Source organism: Paenibacillus contaminans, assembly GCF_003285015.1.
GTDB lineage: Bacteria > Bacillota > Bacilli > Paenibacillales > NBRC-103111 > Paenibacillus_V > Paenibacillus_V contaminans.
The window spans coordinates 1-16,875 of record NZ_QMFB01000031.1 but is presented as its reverse complement, the minus strand read 5'-3'; the positions used below and the strand labels follow the sequence as shown (position 1 = coordinate 16,875).

General features: G+C 53.0%; 17 protein-coding genes. 13 read left to right on the top strand and 4 right to left on the bottom strand.

Annotated features, from left to right (window positions below; genetic code table 11):
- Positions 1–48 precede the first annotated feature (48 nt).
- From DQG23_RS33680 to DQG23_RS33620, 13 genes are all read left to right on the top strand, one after another.
- Positions 49–615, top strand: coding sequence for a cob(I)yrinic acid a,c-diamide adenosyltransferase (locus DQG23_RS33680; RefSeq protein WP_113035433.1), 567 nt, complete (start codon positions 49–51; stop codon positions 613–615).
- Positions 615–1,682: an RluA family pseudouridine synthase gene (locus DQG23_RS33675; RefSeq protein WP_113035432.1), complete on the top strand. Its 1,068-nt coding sequence runs from the start codon at positions 615–617 to the stop codon at positions 1,680–1,682. The genes DQG23_RS33680 and DQG23_RS33675 overlap by 1 nt, the downstream gene beginning before the upstream one ends.
- An 81-nt stretch (positions 1,683–1,763) precedes the next feature.
- The gene (locus DQG23_RS33670; protein WP_113035431.1) at positions 1,764–2,123 is read left to right on the top strand and encodes an arsenate reductase family protein; all 360 of its coding nucleotides are present in this window, start codon (positions 1,764–1,766) and stop codon (positions 2,121–2,123) included.
- Between the two features lie 105 nt (positions 2,124–2,228).
- Positions 2,229–3,239 (top strand): site-2 protease family protein, encoded by a 1,011-nt coding sequence (locus DQG23_RS33665; protein ID WP_238178161.1) that lies wholly within the window; start codon positions 2,229–2,231, stop codon positions 3,237–3,239.
- Between the two features lie 26 nt (positions 3,240–3,265).
- On the top strand, positions 3,266–4,441 hold the full coding sequence (locus DQG23_RS33660; RefSeq protein ID WP_113035429.1) for an aminotransferase class I/II-fold pyridoxal phosphate-dependent enzyme: 1,176 nt from the start codon (positions 3,266–3,268) through the stop codon (positions 4,439–4,441).
- 388 nt (positions 4,442–4,829) lie between these two features.
- The gene (locus tag DQG23_RS33655; RefSeq protein WP_113035428.1) at positions 4,830–5,051 is read left to right on the top strand and encodes a hypothetical protein; all 222 of its coding nucleotides are present in this window, start codon (positions 4,830–4,832) and stop codon (positions 5,049–5,051) included.
- Positions 5,052–5,346: 295 nt separating this feature from the next.
- On the top strand, positions 5,347–6,105 hold the full coding sequence (gene map / locus DQG23_RS33650) for a type I methionyl aminopeptidase (RefSeq protein WP_113035427.1): 759 nt from the start codon (positions 5,347–5,349) through the stop codon (positions 6,103–6,105).
- Positions 6,106–6,250: 145 nt separating this feature from the next.
- On the top strand, positions 6,251–7,099 hold the full coding sequence (locus tag DQG23_RS33645) for a 5'-3' exonuclease (protein WP_113035500.1): 849 nt from the start codon (positions 6,251–6,253) through the stop codon (positions 7,097–7,099).
- A gap of 356 nt (positions 7,100–7,455) precedes the next feature.
- A complete protein-coding gene (locus tag DQG23_RS33640; RefSeq protein ID WP_113035426.1) occupies positions 7,456–7,656 on the top strand; it encodes a copper ion binding protein in 201 nt (66 codons plus the stop codon).
- 109 nt (positions 7,657–7,765) lie between these two features.
- Positions 7,766–10,219 (top strand): heavy metal translocating P-type ATPase, encoded by a 2,454-nt coding sequence (locus tag DQG23_RS33635; RefSeq protein ID WP_113035425.1) that lies wholly within the window; start codon positions 7,766–7,768, stop codon positions 10,217–10,219.
- Positions 10,220–10,318: 99 nt separating this feature from the next.
- Complete coding sequence (locus DQG23_RS33630; RefSeq protein ID WP_113035424.1) at positions 10,319–10,912, top strand: class I SAM-dependent methyltransferase; 594 nt, start codon at positions 10,319–10,321, stop codon at positions 10,910–10,912.
- A 162-nt stretch (positions 10,913–11,074) separates the two neighbouring features.
- On the top strand, positions 11,075–11,545 hold the full coding sequence (locus DQG23_RS33625; protein ID WP_113035423.1) for a GNAT family N-acetyltransferase: 471 nt from the start codon (positions 11,075–11,077) through the stop codon (positions 11,543–11,545).
- A 181-nt stretch (positions 11,546–11,726) separates the two neighbouring features.
- Positions 11,727–12,350 (top strand): YhcN/YlaJ family sporulation lipoprotein, encoded by a 624-nt coding sequence (locus DQG23_RS33620; RefSeq protein WP_238178165.1) that lies wholly within the window; start codon positions 11,727–11,729, stop codon positions 12,348–12,350.
- A gap of 66 nt (positions 12,351–12,416) precedes the next feature.
- On the opposite strand, the gene DQG23_RS33615 is transcribed toward DQG23_RS33620, so the two are convergent.
- The 4 genes from DQG23_RS33615 to DQG23_RS33600 are packed head-to-tail and all read right to left on the bottom strand — an operon-like array spanning position 12,417 to position 16,411.
- Entirely contained in the window at positions 12,417–13,520 is a 1,104-nt protein-coding gene (locus tag DQG23_RS33615; RefSeq protein ID WP_113035421.1) for a GerAB/ArcD/ProY family transporter, read from the bottom strand.
- Between the two features lie 13 nt (positions 13,521–13,533).
- Positions 13,534–13,758, bottom strand: coding sequence for a hypothetical protein (locus tag DQG23_RS33610; RefSeq protein WP_113035420.1), 225 nt, complete (start codon positions 13,756–13,758; stop codon positions 13,534–13,536).
- The gene (locus DQG23_RS33605) at positions 13,755–14,969 is read right to left on the bottom strand and encodes a Ger(x)C family spore germination protein (RefSeq protein ID WP_113035419.1); all 1,215 of its coding nucleotides are present in this window, start codon (positions 14,967–14,969) and stop codon (positions 13,755–13,757) included. The genes DQG23_RS33610 and DQG23_RS33605 overlap by 4 nt, the downstream gene beginning before the upstream one ends.
- Positions 14,969–16,411 carry a spore germination protein gene (locus DQG23_RS33600; RefSeq protein WP_158560831.1) on the bottom strand — a complete coding sequence of 481 codons (1,443 nt, stop codon included), beginning with the start codon at positions 16,409–16,411 and terminating at the stop codon, positions 14,969–14,971. Before DQG23_RS33600 ends, DQG23_RS33605 begins: the two co-directional genes overlap by 1 nt.
- Between the last annotated feature and the right edge of the window lie 464 nt (positions 16,412–16,875).

Genomic DNA, 16,875 nt, shown 5'->3' with positions numbered 1-16,875 from the left:
ACAAAGGCTTCGCCGAAAGCCGATTATAACCTTGGGAGGGTGCAGACATTGAAAATATATACGAGAACCGGAGATGCCGGAAAGACGAGCATTATTGGCGGCCGCGTGGATAAAGACGACGTTCGGGTAGAGGCGTACGGAACCGTCGACGAGCTGAATTGCTTCGTCGGCCAGGCGATGTGCTTTCTGAATCCCGACACGAATGCCGACCTGCTCGGCGATTTGCTGCAAATTCAGCATGAGCTGTTCGACTGCGGGCACGATTTAGCGATTGCGAAAACAGGCGTGCGCGAATATAAAGTAACGGCTGCGATGACGACGAATCTTGAAACGCTTATCGATAAATACGATGCGATGACACCGGATATAACGAAGTTTATTTTGCCGGGGGGGAGCCGGGCTTCGGCTTCGCTGCACGTTTGCCGTACCGTATGCCGCAGAGCCGAACGCTGCGTCGTAACGCTCGCGCGTACCGGAGATATTAACGAAGACGTGCGCAACTATTTGAACCGGCTTTCCGACCTGTTCTTCACGGTGGCGCGGACGGCCAATCATCGCGAAGGCGTCGAAGACGTGAGCTATGCGCGCAGCAGCGACGTATTCAGACGGAAATAATGGAGTATTACGCGCCATTATCCTATCTTGTCCCGGCAGAGGAAGACGGCATGCTGCTGAGGACGATTTTGCAAAACCGGCTGAACGTTTCGCGCAAGCTCCTGTCTCGTCTGAAGCTGACGGAGCGGGGCATTACCGTCAACGGCGAGCGCAAATACATTACGGTTCGCGTCCAAGCGGGAGATCTCGTCGAAGTGCGCATGGAGACGGAAACGTCGGAGGATATTTTGCCTCAAGCGATACCGCTCGACATTATACATGAAGACGATCATGTGCTGATCGTTAACAAGCCGGCCGGGATGATCGTCCATCCGACGCATGGCCATTATGTCAATACGCTGGCCAACGCGGTCGTTTACCATTGGCAGGAGCGGGGCGAAGACGTCCGGTTTCGGCCAGTTCACAGGCTGGATCAGGAAACGTCGGGCGTGCTGGCGATCGCCAAAAATCCTTATGTGCACCAGCAAATATCCGATCAAATGCAGGCGAATACCGTGATGAAGGAGTATTTGGCGCTCGTACACGGCCGGCTGGACAAAGATTCGGGAACGATCGAGGGTCCGATCGACCGCGACCCGGCGGCGCCTCATTACCGGATTGTGACGCCGGACGGCTACCATGCCGTGACGCACTACTGGACGGAGGAGCGCTTCCGGGATGCGACGCTTGTCAGGCTGCGTCTCGAAACCGGCCGCACGCATCAAATTCGCGTCCACATGCAGCATATCGGCCACCCGCTGATCGGCGATAAAATGTACGGTCCAGGCGCAAGGGAAATGGCGGAAGCAGCTTTGCAGCCGGAGAATGGCGGATCTGGCACAGCGTTATACGGCGCGGGGGGACCGAACGCGGAAGGCGGCGCGGCCGGCTGCCAAGCGGAATCGGCGGCTGAACGTCCGAATGCAGCCGGGCAGTTCGGCCTCGAGCGGCATGCGCTGCACGCTTCGAAGCTGGCGTTTGATCACCCCGGTACGAGAATGCGCGTCGAATACAAGGCGGAGCTTCCTGCGGATATGCGGGAAGCTCTGGAGCGGCTGCAAAACGGCGGGGCCGACGGGACCGAATAGTCCCTTTTTCACTTGACTTTGCATGCCGAATAGCAGAAAATGGATAGAGTTTGAACGGGAAATAAAGGAGAAGTCATCAAGATGAAGCTGAAGATGTATGGATACCCGAAATGCGGGACATGCCGCGATGCGTTGAAATGGCTGCAAGGCAAAGGGCATGACGTTGACATGCACGACCTGTTCGAGCAAGCGCCGCCTGTTTCCGTATTGCAAGATTTGGTCGAGCGCAGCGGCCTGGACGTGCAGAAATTTTTCAATACGTCGGGCGAAGTATATAAAGAGATGCAACTGAAGGACAAAGTGAAGCAAATGCCGTTCGACGAGAAGCTGGCTTTGCTGGCTTCGAACGGCAGGCTGATCAAGCGTCCGATTGTCGATGACGGAACGAAAGTGACGGTCGGCTTTAAAGCCGCCGATTACGAGAACGTTTGGAGCCGGTAATCGCTCGTTTGTCCGGAACGGAGTGGAACGGAACGATTGAGAAAAGAACGCAACGCGAATAAGAAAAAGCCCTTATGGGTACTCGGTGCCATAGGCGCCTTTTTTTTGACGAAAATTAAAACGCTTCTGCCGCTCATGAAGCTCGGCACCGTCGGCGGCGCGGTTATCAGCATGATGGTTTCGGTCGGCGCTTACGCTTTGATCGCCCCGCTGCAGCTGGCTATCGGGTTCGTCCTCCTGATTCTGATTCATGAGCTCGGACATGTTTTTGCCGCACGCCAAAAAGGGCTGCCGACTTCAGCTCCGGTTTTTATTCCGCTTATCGGCGCTATCGTCAATATGAAACGGCATCCGCGCGATGCGGAAACCGAAGCCTACATCGCCATGGGCGGGCCGGTATTGGGCAGCATCGGAGCCCTTATTGCCCTGTTGATCGGTTGGCAGTGGGATATTCCTCTGTTTATGGCCCTCGCTTATATCGGCGTATTGCTCAATTTGCTCAATCTGCTGCCCATCCAGCCGCTCGACGGCGGGAAGATCGCGATCGCGGTAAGCCGCTGGCTGTGGCTGCTAGGTCTTGTCGTCGGCATTGTCGTCATCGTATGGTTAAAGCTCTATTTCTTGTTCGTTCTATGGGCTTGGTTCGCTTGGGATTTGTACCGGAAATACATAGCAAGCCGAACCGGCAAGAAAGGGCATTCGACATGGGCGAGCTTCGAGATACCGGCTTCGCAGATCGAAGAAAGGGGCGGCTTCCTTCCCGGAACGGATCATCGGCGCGATTTGGAGTTTACGACATTCTCCGAATTAAACGGAAAGCAGAAGGTTGTGCTGTACTGGGAGCAGATCGGATTTCGCGGTCTCGTGCCGTTGGCGGAGCAGGGGCTTATTACGCAAGCGTTCGTACATAGAGTCGATAGGCGGAAGAAGGAAGGCAAGCTGATGCTCGTCATCCGCGTCCAGGTCGATTACGATTCTTATGAGAACGACGCTTATTATGAGGTGCCAGTATCGTCGCGCTGGAAATTCGGCTGCGCTTATGCGCTGCTCGCATGTTTGCTGCTAATTTTGATGTATGTGGTGGCCGACATCGGCATGCCTCTGACACGCAGATAGGAAATCAGGAACGGAGGAGCACACCGATGAAGGTAGTCGAATCGAAAAGGCTGCAGAAGCTCGGCTCAGCCATTTTCTCGGAGATGGCGGGGTGGAAGGCCGAAGTGCGGCAAAACGGGCTCGACATTATCGATCTTGGTATCGGAAGCCCCGATAAACCGCCGTCCGAGACGGTGATCCGGGCGCTTGAGCAAGCGGTCCGCATCGGAGCAAACTACGGCTACCCTACATCGGAGGGGAGCTTGCGGTTTCGCGAAACGGTTTCGCGCTGGTATAGGCACCGCTTTGCGGTGGAGCTTGATCCGGAGTCCGAGGTGCTGGCGCTTATGGGCTCCCAGGACGGGCTGGCCCACTTGGCGCTATCGATTACGGATCCCGGCGATACTGCGCTAATCCCGGACCCGGGCTACCCGATCTACGCCGCGAGTCTCGTCATTGCGGGAGTTTCCCCTCATCCGATGCCGCTCCGCGCGAAGAACGGCTTCCTGCCGAGGTTGGAGGACATACCGGCTGACGTGGCGCGCAAAGCGAAATTTATGATGCTCAATTACCCGGGCAACCCGCTGTCGGCTGTGGCGGACCGCGCTTTTTTCGAGGAGGCGGTCGCCTTTGCACGCGAGTACGACATATTGATCGTGCACGATCTTGCGTATTCCGAGATGGCGTTCGACGGCTGCCGGCCGGAAAGCATCCTGCAAATCGAAGGGGCCAAAGAAACGGCAGTCGAGTTTCATTCGCTTTCCAAGGCGTTTAATATGGCGGGCTGCAGGCTTGCTTTTATGGTGGGCCATCCCGAGGCGGTGCGGGCGCTTCGCACACTAAAGTCGCAAATCGACTATGGCGTTTTCCTTGCCGTACAGGAAGCCGGCATTGCCGCATTAGAGGAAGACATGCGCGCGCCGGATGTCGAAACGAAGTCGAAGGTGTACGAACGCCGCCGCGATATTGTAATCGAGGGGCTTCGAGATTATGGCTGGGACATACCGAAGCCGAAGGCGACGATGTTTATTTGGGCACCGATTCCGTCCGGATGGACGTCTCGACAAATTTCCCGGGAAATCCTGTACCGGACAGGCGTAGTCGTCATACCGGGGGATGCTTTCGGCACTGAGGGCGAGGGTTATGTGCGCATTGCCCTCGTTCAGGATGAAGAACGGCTTCGCGAAGCGGTACGCCGGATCGGCGAATTTTTGCAGAGCTAACGGGAAAACCGGCTAACGATGTTGGACTATATCCCCGAAGCTATTTTTTGCCGAATTAGATCGAAAGGCGGCGTTCCTATGGGATGCGGCCTTTTATGTCGTTGTGGAGTCTTTCACACAAATGCTTTCCTTCGAGGCTTCGGTCGATAAGCAGACTTCGAAGATTTATCGTAACCTTTCCTCGGTTTGCATCTCTCCTAGCACCACTATCCAAATCATCGGATGCTCATCCATGTTCCGCATTTACGCGTTACGACGCGAATTCGGTTTTGAACCGAAAGCGACGCGACGATAGGCTTCCGGCCGCTGGTCTGCCGCTTGTTTCCTCGCATCCTACGTACCCTTCTCTATCATGTTTCATAGAATAATAGAGAAAGGGGGGATTCCCATGTCTAATAATAACAATAAGAAACACGAGTTTTGCAAGCTGATCGGCAGGCCCGTCGGCGTTGCCTTGGTTAACGGGCAAGGAGTGGCCGGCATTTTATGCGATGTTAGAAACGGCGAGATTTTCCTGCTCCAGTTTCTGTTCGGTACCCAGTTCGCTACCTTCCGCTTTCCGCTTAGACAAGTGCGCACCATTACACGGTTCCCAAGCTGCAACAGCTAATAATAAAAAAGATATGGGAATAGCGATCGTATAACAAAAAAAGCGGCCAGGCGCGGCAGTGCCGGCTGCTTTTTAATGGAAACGAATATCCTCCGTTAAAATGTGCCTAAAAAAGCGTTAAGCCGTAAAAATAAACATATCCGCCCAACAATTATCTTTTGGTGTTTCACTTGTACAGGAAAGCGGGAGCCACCGTGCATCCGTTCGTTTATTTTGCCTTTTTCAAATAAGTGTATTAATATGGGAATCAACATTTCAATTTGCCGACACTTTAAATAAATCGGAGGATTCCCGTATGACAATTGACTCGCCTAACGATATCGAAGGACTGAAACGGATCGGTTATGTCGTTGCACGGACTATCGAAGAAATGAAGAAGCATGCGAAGCCGGGCATGACGACGAGAGAGCTGGATGCGATCGGCGACAGCGTCCTCAGCAAATACGGCGCTACCGCAGCTCCGAGAAAGCTGTATCGCTTCCCTGGGGCGACATGTATCAGCTTGAACCGCGAGGTAGCGCACGGGATTCCGGGCAAGCGCAAGCTAAAAGGCGGCGATCTGATCAATATCGACGTTTCGGCCGAGCTTGACGGTTATTATGCGGATACGGGACATTCCTTTCAGATTCCGCCCTATGAGGAACGGATCGTAAAGCTTTGCGATTATACGCACCGCACGATGATGCAGGTGATTTCCCAGCTCAGAGCCGGCGTGAAGCTCAACCTGGTAGGCAAAATCATACAAGCCGAAGCGCGAAAAGGGGGCTACCGAGTCATTCAAAATCTTTGCAGCCACGGTATCGGACGCGCATTGCACGAGGAGCCCGATCAAATTTTACCTGTATTCGACCCGACGGACCGCAGAGTTTTGAAGGAAGGCCAGGTTCTGACGATCGAGCCGTTCTTATCGACGGGCGCGAATTTTGCCGTAGAGCAGGCGGACGGCTGGACGCTGTCCGTGCCGGATCAAAGCTACGCCGCGCAGCATGAGCATACGATCATCATCACCAAAAAAGAGCCGATCATCGTGACTACGACGGCTGCCGGATTTTAAACGAATCAAGCATGCCGCCTTGACAGGCGATCCTGTCAAGGCGCTTCTTTTTCCCAGTAAGCCGAATGGCCAAATTATGCTATAATAGAGCTAAATTGACTTATGGGAGTTGGAAGATTTGCAATCTAGCGTTTCACAAAGCGTCATGCTGGTCGACGGGATGGCTCTGCTGTTCCGCGCCTATTATGCCTCTGCTTACAGCGGCTATATTAAAAAAACGAGCGCCGGCGTGCCGACCAATGCCGTTTACGGCTTCGTTAAATATTTTTGGGATGCCGTCGAGAGGTTCGAACCGAGTCACGTGGTTTGCTGCTGGGACATGGGGAGCACAACGTTCCGGACCGAGATGTTCGGCGCCTACAAAGGAAACCGCGACGAAGCGCCGGAGGAGCTTATCCCGCAATTCAGCCTGGTGAAGGAAGTGACCGAAGCGATGGGCGTGCCGAACGTCGGCCTTGCCGGCTATGAAGCGGACGACTGCATCGGAACGCTGGCCCGTACATACAGCGAGCATTCGCAGGTGCTGATTTTGACCGGCGACCACGATATGCTGCAGCTTGTGGATGAACGTACGAACGTCATCATCATGAAGAAGGGACCTGGCAATTACCAAGTCTATACCCCCGATGTCCTCTTGGAGGAAAAAGGGCTGACCGCACAGCAGATCGTCGACTTAAAAGGGCTCACCGGAGATACGGCGGACAATTATCCGGGAGTTAAGGGGATCGGCGAGAAAACGGCGGTCAAGCTGCTTAACGAGTTCCTGCATATCGAGGGCATCCTGGAGAACCTGGCGCAGCTGCCGAAAGGCGTCCGGACCAAAATCGAAGCCGAGCTGGATATGCTGCATCTGTCGCGCGATCTTGCCCGCATCCGCTGCGACGTGCCGGTTGCTTGCACCATGGAGGATTGCCTGCTTGATGTGGATCGGGACCGGGCGATAAGCAAGTTCGAGGAATTGGAGTTTAAAGGGCTATTGCAATTATTCAAATAAATAGGGCTGTTTATGCAGCAAGAAGGTCTCGAGGGATAAGTTCCTCGGGATCTTTTTTAATAGAAGCAGCCTCATTTCCTTCCCGCATACGCGTCCCCGCACCCCACTTCAGGGAGTGAATAAAGTGATTAAGGAAGATAGAGACTAAAGGAGATCATCCATAGAGATTGTTCTTATTCGAAAATATAGGGTAGGGGAGTAATCTTTTTGTTGACAGAATATACTGTAGGGGGGTATACTAACATCAAGACGAAGCGAAGCCCCGGTTCAACAAGAAGATGAGGGGATCGCCGAATGAGCTAAAAACCGTAAACCGGTGAATTCAAAATATACGAAGGTAAAAGGAGAGGTTGTTCATGACAAACGTAACGATCCAGGTTGAGGGGATGTCTTGCAATCATTGTGTCAATTCCATCGAAGGCGCTCTTAGAACTTTGGGAGCGAACGGACAGGTCGATTTGGCCAATGAGAAGGTCGCCGTAGAATACGACGAAAACAAGCTTTCGCTGGACGCCATTAAAGAGGCGATCGAGGAACAGGGATATACAGTCGTATAATCGCATCCGCCGCTATCGAAGCGGCTTTTCTTTAAAAGAGAGCTTCCCGTACTATAAGGCGGAAAACAAAAAGCATTTATTATAAGCAAGACTTAACGAGGTGTTGATCATGCAGGCTCAAGAGCTGGAGAAGAAACAAGCGTCCTTGCAAATTACCGGTATGACATGCGCGGCTTGCGCCAACCGGATTGAGAAAGGGCTAAGCAAAGTGGAAGGCGTAGAAGATGCCAATGTCAATTTTGCTTTGGAGAGAGCGACTGTCACTTACGATCCGAAGAAAGTGGATATCGCTCAAATGGAGCAAAATATTCAGAAGCTCGGATATGGCACTTTGAAGGAATCTATAGAGTTGCAAATCAGCGGCATGACTTGTGCGGCATGCGCGACGAGAATCGAGAAGGGATTAAACAAACTCCCTGGCGTGACGCAAGCGACTGTCAATTTCGCCCTGGAAACCGCTCACGTACAATACTCCTCCGGCAGCGTAACGCTTTCCGATATGCAGAAAAAAGTGGAGCAGCTCGGCTATAAAGCCGTCCCGAAGCAGGAACAAGGGGACCCGGCTGAGCATCGCCGGAAGGAAATTTCCCGCCAAAAACGGAAGTTGCTTGTTTCGGCGATTTTATCGTTCCCGCTCTTATGGGCGATGGTCACTCACTTTTCCTTTACATCATGGATATGGATGCCGGAAATATTCATGAATCCGTGGTTTCAATTAGTGTTGGCTACTCCGGTCCAGTTTATGATCGGCTGGCAGTTCTATGTGGGCGCTTATAAAGCCTTGCGCAACAAAAGCGCGAATATGGATGTGCTTGTCGCGCTCGGAACGTCCGCCGCATATTTCTACAGCTTGTATTTATCGATCGATTGGGCAACCATGGCGTCAATGCCGGGAATGGGAGGCCATCACGCGCCTTCGATGTATTACGAAACCAGCGCCGTGTTGATTACGCTTATTTTGTTAGGGAAATTGTTCGAGTCTCTGGCTAAAGGCCGGACATCCGAAGCCATTAAAACATTGATGGGCCTGCAGGCCAAAACGGCGCTCGTCATCCGCGATGGCCAAGAGCTTAGCATACCGGTAGAAGAAGTGGCTGCGGGAGACGTATTGCTTGTCAAACCCGGCGAAAAAATTCCGGTTGACGGAGAAGTTATCGAAGGAAGCTCGACAGTCGACGAATCCATGCTGACAGGGGAAAGCATTCCGGTTGACAAGAAAGCCGGAGATAGCGTTATCGGAGCTACGATCAATAAAAACGGTTTGCTGAAAGTGAAAGCGACGAAAGTAGGCAAAGAAACGGCGCTTGCTCAAATTATCAAAGTCGTGGAAGAAGCACAAGGCTCGAAAGCGCCGATTCAGCGTATTGCCGATGTCATTTCCGGCATTTTTGTCCCGATTGTGGTAGGTATTGCGCTTGCCGCCTTCCTCGTTTGGTTTTTCATAATCGAGCCAGGCGACTTTGCGAGCGCGCTTGAGAAGGCTATCGCGATTTTGGTCATCGCTTGTCCTTGTGCGCTTGGGTTGGCTACTCCGACTTCGATCATGGCAGGCTCCGGGCGTGCCGCAGAGCTCGGTATTCTTTTCAAGGGCGGGGAGCATTTGGAGGCGACTCACCGTATCGATGCGATTATTCTCGATAAAACCGGAACGGTAACGAAAGGAAAGCCGGAGCTGACGGACGTGATCGTTCAAGGCATCGATGAAGCGGATTTCTTGCGTCTGGTGGGCGGAGCCGAAAAAAACTCGGAGCATCCGCTTGCGGAAGCGATCGTTTCCGGTATTGCCGCAAAAGGGATTTCCGTTCCGAGCTCGGTGGAGTTTGAAGCGATTCCCGGGTACGGCATTCGCGCCATCGTAGAGGGCAAAGAGGTTCTGGCCGGAACGCGCAAGCTTATGGCAAAATTCGATGTACCGGCTGAGGCGGCTTTTGAAACGATGAACAGTTTGGAGCAATCGGGCAAAACGGCGATGCTGATTGCCGTCGACCGCCAATATGCCGGTCTGGTAGCAGTGGCCGATACGATTAAAGAAACGTCCAAAGAAGCCGTAACAAGATTGAAAGCGCTCGGTATCCAAGTCATTATGATAACCGGGGACAACGAGCGTACGGCTAAGGCTATTGCAAAGCAAGTAGGCATCGATCATGTACTTGCCGAGGTACTGCCGGAAGGAAAAGCCGATGAAGTCAAAAAGCTTCAAGCGCAGGGCAAAAAGGTCGCGATGGTCGGCGACGGCATCAATGACGCCCCCGCTCTCGCAATGGCGGATATCGGCATGGCGATCGGTACCGGAACCGATGTGGCGATGGAAGCTGCGGATGTAACCTTGATGCGCGGCGATCTGAACAGCATTCCGGATGCCATTTATATGAGCAAAAAAACGATGGGCAATATTAAGCAAAACTTATTTTGGGCGCTAGGATACAATACATTGGGAATCCCGATCGCGGCGATCGGACTGCTGGCGCCTTGGGTTGCCGGAGCGGCCATGGCATTGAGCTCGGTATCGGTCGTATTGAATGCGCTGAGACTGCAGCGGCTTAAAATCAATCATTCCGAATAAAAGTTGAGGGAACCCTGGATGAAAACATCCGCCGGGTTCCCGTCTTCTTGTTTTTTTGCCGAAATGGATGCAAACACTTAATTTGAAGCGGGGAACGCGATGAGCCGATTTTTCAACGATCATTACGATGCGCTGATGCAGCCTCTTGAGTATATGGGCTTGCGGCAAATGCGCGAACAACTTCTGCAGAAGGCAAAAGGAAGCATTTTGGAAATCGGTTCGGGAACGGGAGTGAATTTTCCCCATTACAGAAACGGTGAAAGAATAGTCGCGATCGAGCCGAACCGAACCATGCTGGAGATATCCCTTGCGCGCGCCAAGTTATCAAATATACCGATAGAAGTGGAAAGAGCCGGGGCCGAGTGGCTGCCGTTCGAGGATAACGCATTCGATACCGTAGTGGGTACGCTGGTTCTGTGCACGATTCCCGATCCGCAAAAAGCGCTTATGGAAATTCGCAGAGTGTCCAAGCCGGGCGCCGTATTATTACTGATGGAACATGTTCGAATCGACCGCAGTATTCCGGGCAAGCTGCAAGACTGGCTTACTCCCTGGTGGAAGCGTATGTGCGACGGCTGCCATCTTAACCGCAATACGGCTGAGCTCGTTCGGCAAGCGGGTTTTCAAACGAAGCAAGTGGAATGGAAATTCGGTAAACTGCTTATGATTTTGGAGGCGGTAAACGAGAAGTGACATCTCTTTCCTGCTAGACGGGTCAAAGCGGCATGTTGATTGCGAGAAATGCAGAAGTTTTTTTGCAGCGAGGAAATTAGCTCTTTGAATTGTTAAGGTATACTAATTGCTTTATAATATGGAGCAAACATACCAAGACTATTCAACAGGAGGAATTCTCCAATGCCGGACATGCTCGTCAAACTGTATGAACTGCCAGAGAAAACAACGCTGATCAACCAGCTCGCCGAGTCGGGAATCGTCATTCGCCGCGGACTTGCGCCAGAGAAGCATATTGTGAAGGAATGGGTGCGTCAGACGTTTAATGCCCATTGGGAGAGCGAGGTCGACGTGGCGTTCTCGCGCCAGCCGGTTTCGTGTTTTATCGCAACGGAAGAAGGGAAGGTCGTCGGCTTCGGCTGTTACGAGGCGACCTGCAAAAATTATTTCGGTCCGACGGGAGTCGACCCTTCCATGCGAGGCAAAGGCGTCGGCAAAGCGCTGCTGCTGGCGTGCATGCATGCTTTGCGTGACGAAGGATACGCCTACGCGATAATCGGCGGAGCGGGTCCGACCGAGTTTTACAGCAAAACGCTGGGAGCGATTCCGATCGAAGGCTCGGTGCCGGGCGCTTACCGCGGCATGCTCAAGTAAACGCTGGCGGGAAAGCCGGCTGCAAACCGATTTCCGTACATACATACCTATCAGGCTTTTGGCAAGGCTTGTCTGCGATCATGCGGGCAAGCTTTTTTTATTGTCTAAACGTATATCCTCATTCAAGCGGGCAGATGATAAAGGGTGATTCCTAGTTATGAAGGGAGCTGGGCAAGTGAATATGAAGCGCTTTGCAATCGTACTTATCGCCGGCTGTTTAGGACTTTCCGCCGCCGCTTGCACTGCAGGCAAGCCAAAAACCGCCACCGACAAAAATATGCGGGAGTACGGCTCGAAAACGACGAGCGATACCCGTATGCTCGCTACGGATCAGCCTCCTCAGAACCGGGTTGGAGCGTCGAATCCGACGCAGCTCCACAACAACGCGACGGCTGTACACGATCCGCAGCTGGCTTCCCGAATTGCCGCGATGAACGGCATTGAAGGAGCGGGAGTCGTCGTTACCGACCGAAACGTATATGTGGCTGTGCAATTGAACGATTCCGGGTTAAAGAAAACGCAGCACGGCAATCCGGGCAACAAGGGCAAAATCGGGCCGAATTCGGTTCCCGACAACCGCGATAGCACGGGGCAGGCTTACCAAGGACTTTCGCTCGATATCAATCAAGCGATTATCGACATGGCGCGATCGGCGTTTCCGGATAAGAGCGTTTATGTGACGGCGGATCGTGCTTTTTATGAAAAGCTGAACCCGGATAGCGGCCCGATTGTGCGAATCGACGATTTTAACCGGCTTGCGGAACGCGTTTTCCGGACGAACAACAATTATAGAATGGGCCGCTGATCATAAATAAATAGCCGATCAAACGCCGATAGCCGCCTCGCTGACACCGTGGCGGTTGTTTTCCGTTTATGCGCCTTTTTTGCTTCCGGCCTTCGGAAACAGCTTCTTCCGGATAAGGTATGCGGCAGCTGCGAGCGAGGGGATGATCAAGCCGGTGAAATAGTGATAACCCGGAATCGTGAACAGTACGAATGATTTTTCCTGCTGACTGTCGCGAAAAAGAAATACGCTGCCTGCCCAGAGCAGCATGCCGATACTCCAGACGATCGTCTTATGATGACTGAGACGGAGCAGCTGCTGCAGCCCGCAAGCGATACAGTAGTGCAGCACGGTCAAGTTGACGAAGATGGTGACGATCAGCAAGCTGACGAAAATCGTATCCAGACGTTCGACAAAGCTGCCTATTCGAATCGTCCGCACGACTTCCAGAAGCGGGTAGCTGGAAGACCCTCTGGTCTGCCCGAGTACGAGCGTGGTCGCCCCTTCGATAAAAACGCCCGTAAGCCCGACGCAAATGCCGGCCAGCATAAGGGTTCGCCCGAGCTTCCCCGCTTTGTTCAGGGTCGGAACGAGGAATAACGCGACGATAAACTTCATTCCTGCCGCCCATGGAAATGCAGAGCCCCGCAGTACCGGCGACATGCCGTCGGCAAGCACAGGCGTGACATAGGAAATATGCGCATTTTTGAGCGCCAGCAAAAAAAGCAGCATCGTTAGCGCGACGCCGACGGGAGAAATAATTTCGGCCAGACGCCCGAGCACTTCGACTCCCATATAAACGGCATAGGAAATCGGGATGATAAACAGCGCGGTGATGACGTAATTGGGCGTATTCGGAAAGAGGGTCGTATTGAGGAACAAAGTCGTTTCGAGCGCATCGATACAGGCGACAAGATACAGCCAGAACAATACCCATACCCCGAGAAGCGACCCCAGCCACGAGCCGAAAGCGGAGCGGAGTCCGGAGATCAGCGTTTGACCGGGAAAGACATGTGCAAACCAGGCGACGACTACTGTCACGAAGGCCGCTGCAATCATATAAGTAAAGCCTACCAGCCAAGCGTCGCGAACGACCGACTGTCCGATCGTAATGGGATATACGAGAATGCCTAGTCCGATGACTTGGAAGTACAGGAAAAAGCCTAACTGCTTGTGCGATATTTGCTGCATCCCGGCCTCTCCTTTACATGATCTGATACAGCCATTTGGTTACCGGTCTAAAAATGGCGTTAATCCAGCCGAGCGGATCGAATGGTAATTGTACGTTAAGCTGAACGAGGAAAGCCATGACCATGGAAGCGGCTATGAAGCTCAGTTGAACGATCCATTCCTTCCAAAGCTTTTTCCGCCATAACGAGCGCCACTCGAGAGCGATACCCGCGATAAAAAGAACGCCGATCAAGATCAAGGTCCCGATTCCTCCCAATTAAACTTCGGCGCGCTGCTATTCGGATCGTACATACGGGGCAGCGGCTTGGAAATCATGCCGGGATGCGTAATTTGAATGTCGATCGAATAATCGGTCTTGGCGTTTGTAAAATGCTCGGGCCATTCTTGGGACAGTTTGCGCCATCTCCGAGGATCTTTTGCAAAAAGCTTGCTGCCGAACTGAACGGCGTCCGTCTTGCTTTTTTGCAGGTAGGCTAACGCGCTCGCCATTTCATCTTCTATAGCTTTGGCGAGCTTGACTTCCATCTCTCGAACCGTGCGGCTTTCGAACTTCTCGTTCGTGCACATTTTTTTGACTTCTCCCTTTCCATTGACGCGTACTTGATATTCGGGCTCGTCATGGCCGTTGACCGGGGAAACCTTGACTTTGATTTGGCGCACCTCGATCATCGCTCCGCTGCCGGTGTGCTTCGAATTTTCGCAAGGAAGCTCCAACTGAGCCCGTTCGACTTTGTTCAAAAACCAGAGCACGCCCCGCGACTTCGTGCCTTCCAGCAAACCCGCCAGCCGGTCGCCGCGAAAGACGCCGATTCCTTTGACGACCGCTTCGTTTTTCGCATTCGTATCGACCCAGCTTAGAATAGGGGCATGGGATGCGGACAGAAAATCATTATCGAACAGCAGCTCGCTACTTTCCAGCGACACCGAAGTGTTTCCTTGATTGATCACGAGCTCTAAAATACCCTTCGCGCTTATCGATTCTACGCCGGTAGCGCCTTTCAGCGTTTCGACGGCGGTCCCCCCGGTAACGGCGAGATGCTGAACGCGGCGGAAGTCGCGGTTCCTTTCAAAATACTCGAGTGCTTGCTCCAGTCCGTGCTTGGCGTAATCCGCACCGAACACGACGATGGCAATATGCGAAAAAAACATGCGCCGCGCCGATTTCCCGAAAAAGTCCTGCATGGCTTCTTCCAGCGTCGGCCCCTCTTCTTCCAGAAGGAGAAACGATTTTCCTTCCTGCGTATTGCCTTTGGATGCGCCAGATCCGGACGTATCGATAATTTGCGCCGTCACGCGAGTCGAGCCGTCCGCTTTCCGGTCGATTCCCATACCCATAATAATGGACATTTCCTGAAGCTCGACCCGGTCCCAGCAGCCGGATAAAGCCGAACACAGCAGCGTGATCATTCCGTACCGAGTGAAGCGGCGAAGCCATCGTTTAGCAGTCATTAGCGCTCATCCCTTGATTCGGAATCCGATACCGGATTGTTTTGTCCCCGTTTCGCATCTACAGGCTCGAACATTTGAGGGCGCGTTCTCATTTTCCACCAAGGCACGCGCACGAACACGTCTTTCATATCTTTGCCGATAGAGGGAGCTACAGGGGCGAAATACGGGACGCCGAAGGAGCGCAGCGATACCAGATGCGTCAGTAAAATAAGAAAGGCGATGACGATGCCGTACAAGCCGAACGCGCCGGCCAGCAGCACGAACGGGAAGCGCAAAAAACGAACCGATGAGCCGAGGTAGAAAGAAGGAACCGAGAACGAGGCGATGCCGGTCAAAGCCTCGACGATGACGACGAGCGGCGATACGATCCCCGCATTAACGGCGGCTTCTCCGACGACGAGCGCGCCGACGATACTTACGGACTGTCCGATGCCGCGCGGCAGCCTGACGCCGGCTTCCCGCAATATTTCGAACGAAAACTCCATCAGAAGCATTTCGACGAAAGCGGGGAACGGGACGCCCTCCCGGCTTTTGACCAGCGTCACGAGCAAGACGGTCGGAATCATCTCCTGATGATAGGTTAGCAATGCCACATATAATGACGGCGTCAGCAAAGACAGCCAGAAAGCGCAATGGCGCAGCAGTCTTACCGCAGATGCCGTAATGAAGTTCTGATAGTAATCTTCGTCAGATTGCAAAAGTCCGAAGAAGCTTACCGGCACCAGAATGACTAGCGGAGTTCCGTCAATCATGATCGAGACGCGCCCCTCCAGAAGACCGGCGGCAACGCGATCGGGCCGTTCGGTCGACTGCACCGTCGGAAATAACGAATATGGCTCGTCTTTGATCAGCTCGTCCACATAATTGGCGTCGAAAATGCCGTCGATACAAATGCGTTTCAGCCGTTTGCGCGTTTCTTCCACATATTCGGGTTTGACGACACCGTCGACGTATAACATGGCAACCTGCGTTTGAGAAATCGTTCCGATCGTCGAAAATTCCATTTTGACGCGGGGACTGCTGAGTCTTCGCCTTAGGAGGGCGATATTGCTCTGAAGGTTTTCTACGAAAGCGGCCTGCGGGCCGATAACGCTGGGCTCGAGATCCGACTTTTCGATGGGACGCTCCGTAAAGCTGGCAACATCGATGATAACGGCTTGCTCCCCATTTTCTACAAGTATGGCGGCCATTCCGCTGCCGACCGCTTGATTGAGCTCCTGCAATTTATCGGTTTGCCGGTAAGAGGGGATGGGCAGCAGCTGCTCCAACGCCTCTAGACCGGTTATCGGCTCTTTAAGACGAATAAGCGGTTCCACGATTCCCGTTTGAACCAACAGCTTGTCGATCAGCGTGCCGACCCAGAAGATCGTCACTCTCGTATCGCCTGCCCGGATATCTCTGAACTCCACGTCGTCGCAGTTCGACCATATCGTGCGAACCAAGCTGCATGCCTCGTCGTAAACCGAAGGGATAACATTAGGGCTGAGCTGCTGGTCGTCCGACCAAACGTAGCGAGTAGGCGGTGTCGGTTTTCTGCGTATGAATTTGATACCGCATGCCCCCTTTTTTAAGAAACTCCCTATGATGTGCAAGGCATCACCTGTCATAATTCCCAATGCATGCATCCTTTATCCGAAATGCCGGGCTGTCCGTGCTTCGTTTCTTGCTGCTGCTGGGGGACTGCGGTTGAAGCGGGGCTGATAGGGAGGAGATTGGCCGATTTAAAATAAATGTAGAATAATGTCGGAAAAAGCTTGACCTGCTTCCGGAACCGTGCTATTCTAAGGTTCCTGCTTCGGACAACTCCTTTTGCAAGAGAGGCTGAGCACGAGGTCAGGAAAAAAAGTTTTAAAAAAAGCTTGCATAAAGATTTGAAACATGATAATCTGTAATTCCGGCCGAGAGA

What these genes read in the sequence shown, in the direction of transcription:
- DQG23_RS33635 (WP_113035425.1), top strand. Translation starts at nt 7,766, where the DNA reads ATGCAGGCTCAAGAGCTGGAGAAGAAACAAGCGTCCTTGCAAATTACC.
- DQG23_RS33615 (WP_113035421.1), bottom strand. Translation starts at nt 13,520, where the DNA reads ATGCAGCAAATATCGCACAAGCAGTTAGGCTTTTTCCTGTACTTCCAA.
- DQG23_RS33655 (WP_113035428.1), top strand. Translation starts at nt 4,830, where the DNA reads ATGTCTAATAATAACAATAAGAAACACGAGTTTTGCAAGCTGATCGGC.
- DQG23_RS33645 (WP_113035500.1), top strand. Translation starts at nt 6,251, where the DNA reads ATGCTGGTCGACGGGATGGCTCTGCTGTTCCGCGCCTATTATGCCTCT.
- DQG23_RS33605 (WP_113035419.1), bottom strand. Translation starts at nt 14,969, where the DNA reads ATGACTGCTAAACGATGGCTTCGCCGCTTCACTCGGTACGGAATGATC.
- DQG23_RS33625 (WP_113035423.1), top strand. Translation starts at nt 11,075, where the DNA reads ATGCCGGACATGCTCGTCAAACTGTATGAACTGCCAGAGAAAACAACG.
- DQG23_RS33675 (WP_113035432.1), top strand. Translation starts at nt 615, where the DNA reads ATGGAGTATTACGCGCCATTATCCTATCTTGTCCCGGCAGAGGAAGAC.
- DQG23_RS33630 (WP_113035424.1), top strand. Translation starts at nt 10,319, where the DNA reads ATGAGCCGATTTTTCAACGATCATTACGATGCGCTGATGCAGCCTCTT.
- DQG23_RS33670 (WP_113035431.1), top strand. Translation starts at nt 1,764, where the DNA reads ATGAAGCTGAAGATGTATGGATACCCGAAATGCGGGACATGCCGCGAT.
- map (WP_113035427.1), top strand. Translation starts at nt 5,347, where the DNA reads ATGACAATTGACTCGCCTAACGATATCGAAGGACTGAAACGGATCGGT.
- DQG23_RS33660 (WP_113035429.1), top strand. Translation starts at nt 3,266, where the DNA reads ATGAAGGTAGTCGAATCGAAAAGGCTGCAGAAGCTCGGCTCAGCCATT.
- DQG23_RS33640 (WP_113035426.1), top strand. Translation starts at nt 7,456, where the DNA reads ATGACAAACGTAACGATCCAGGTTGAGGGGATGTCTTGCAATCATTGT.
- DQG23_RS33620 (WP_238178165.1), top strand. Translation starts at nt 11,727, where the DNA reads ATGAAGCGCTTTGCAATCGTACTTATCGCCGGCTGTTTAGGACTTTCC.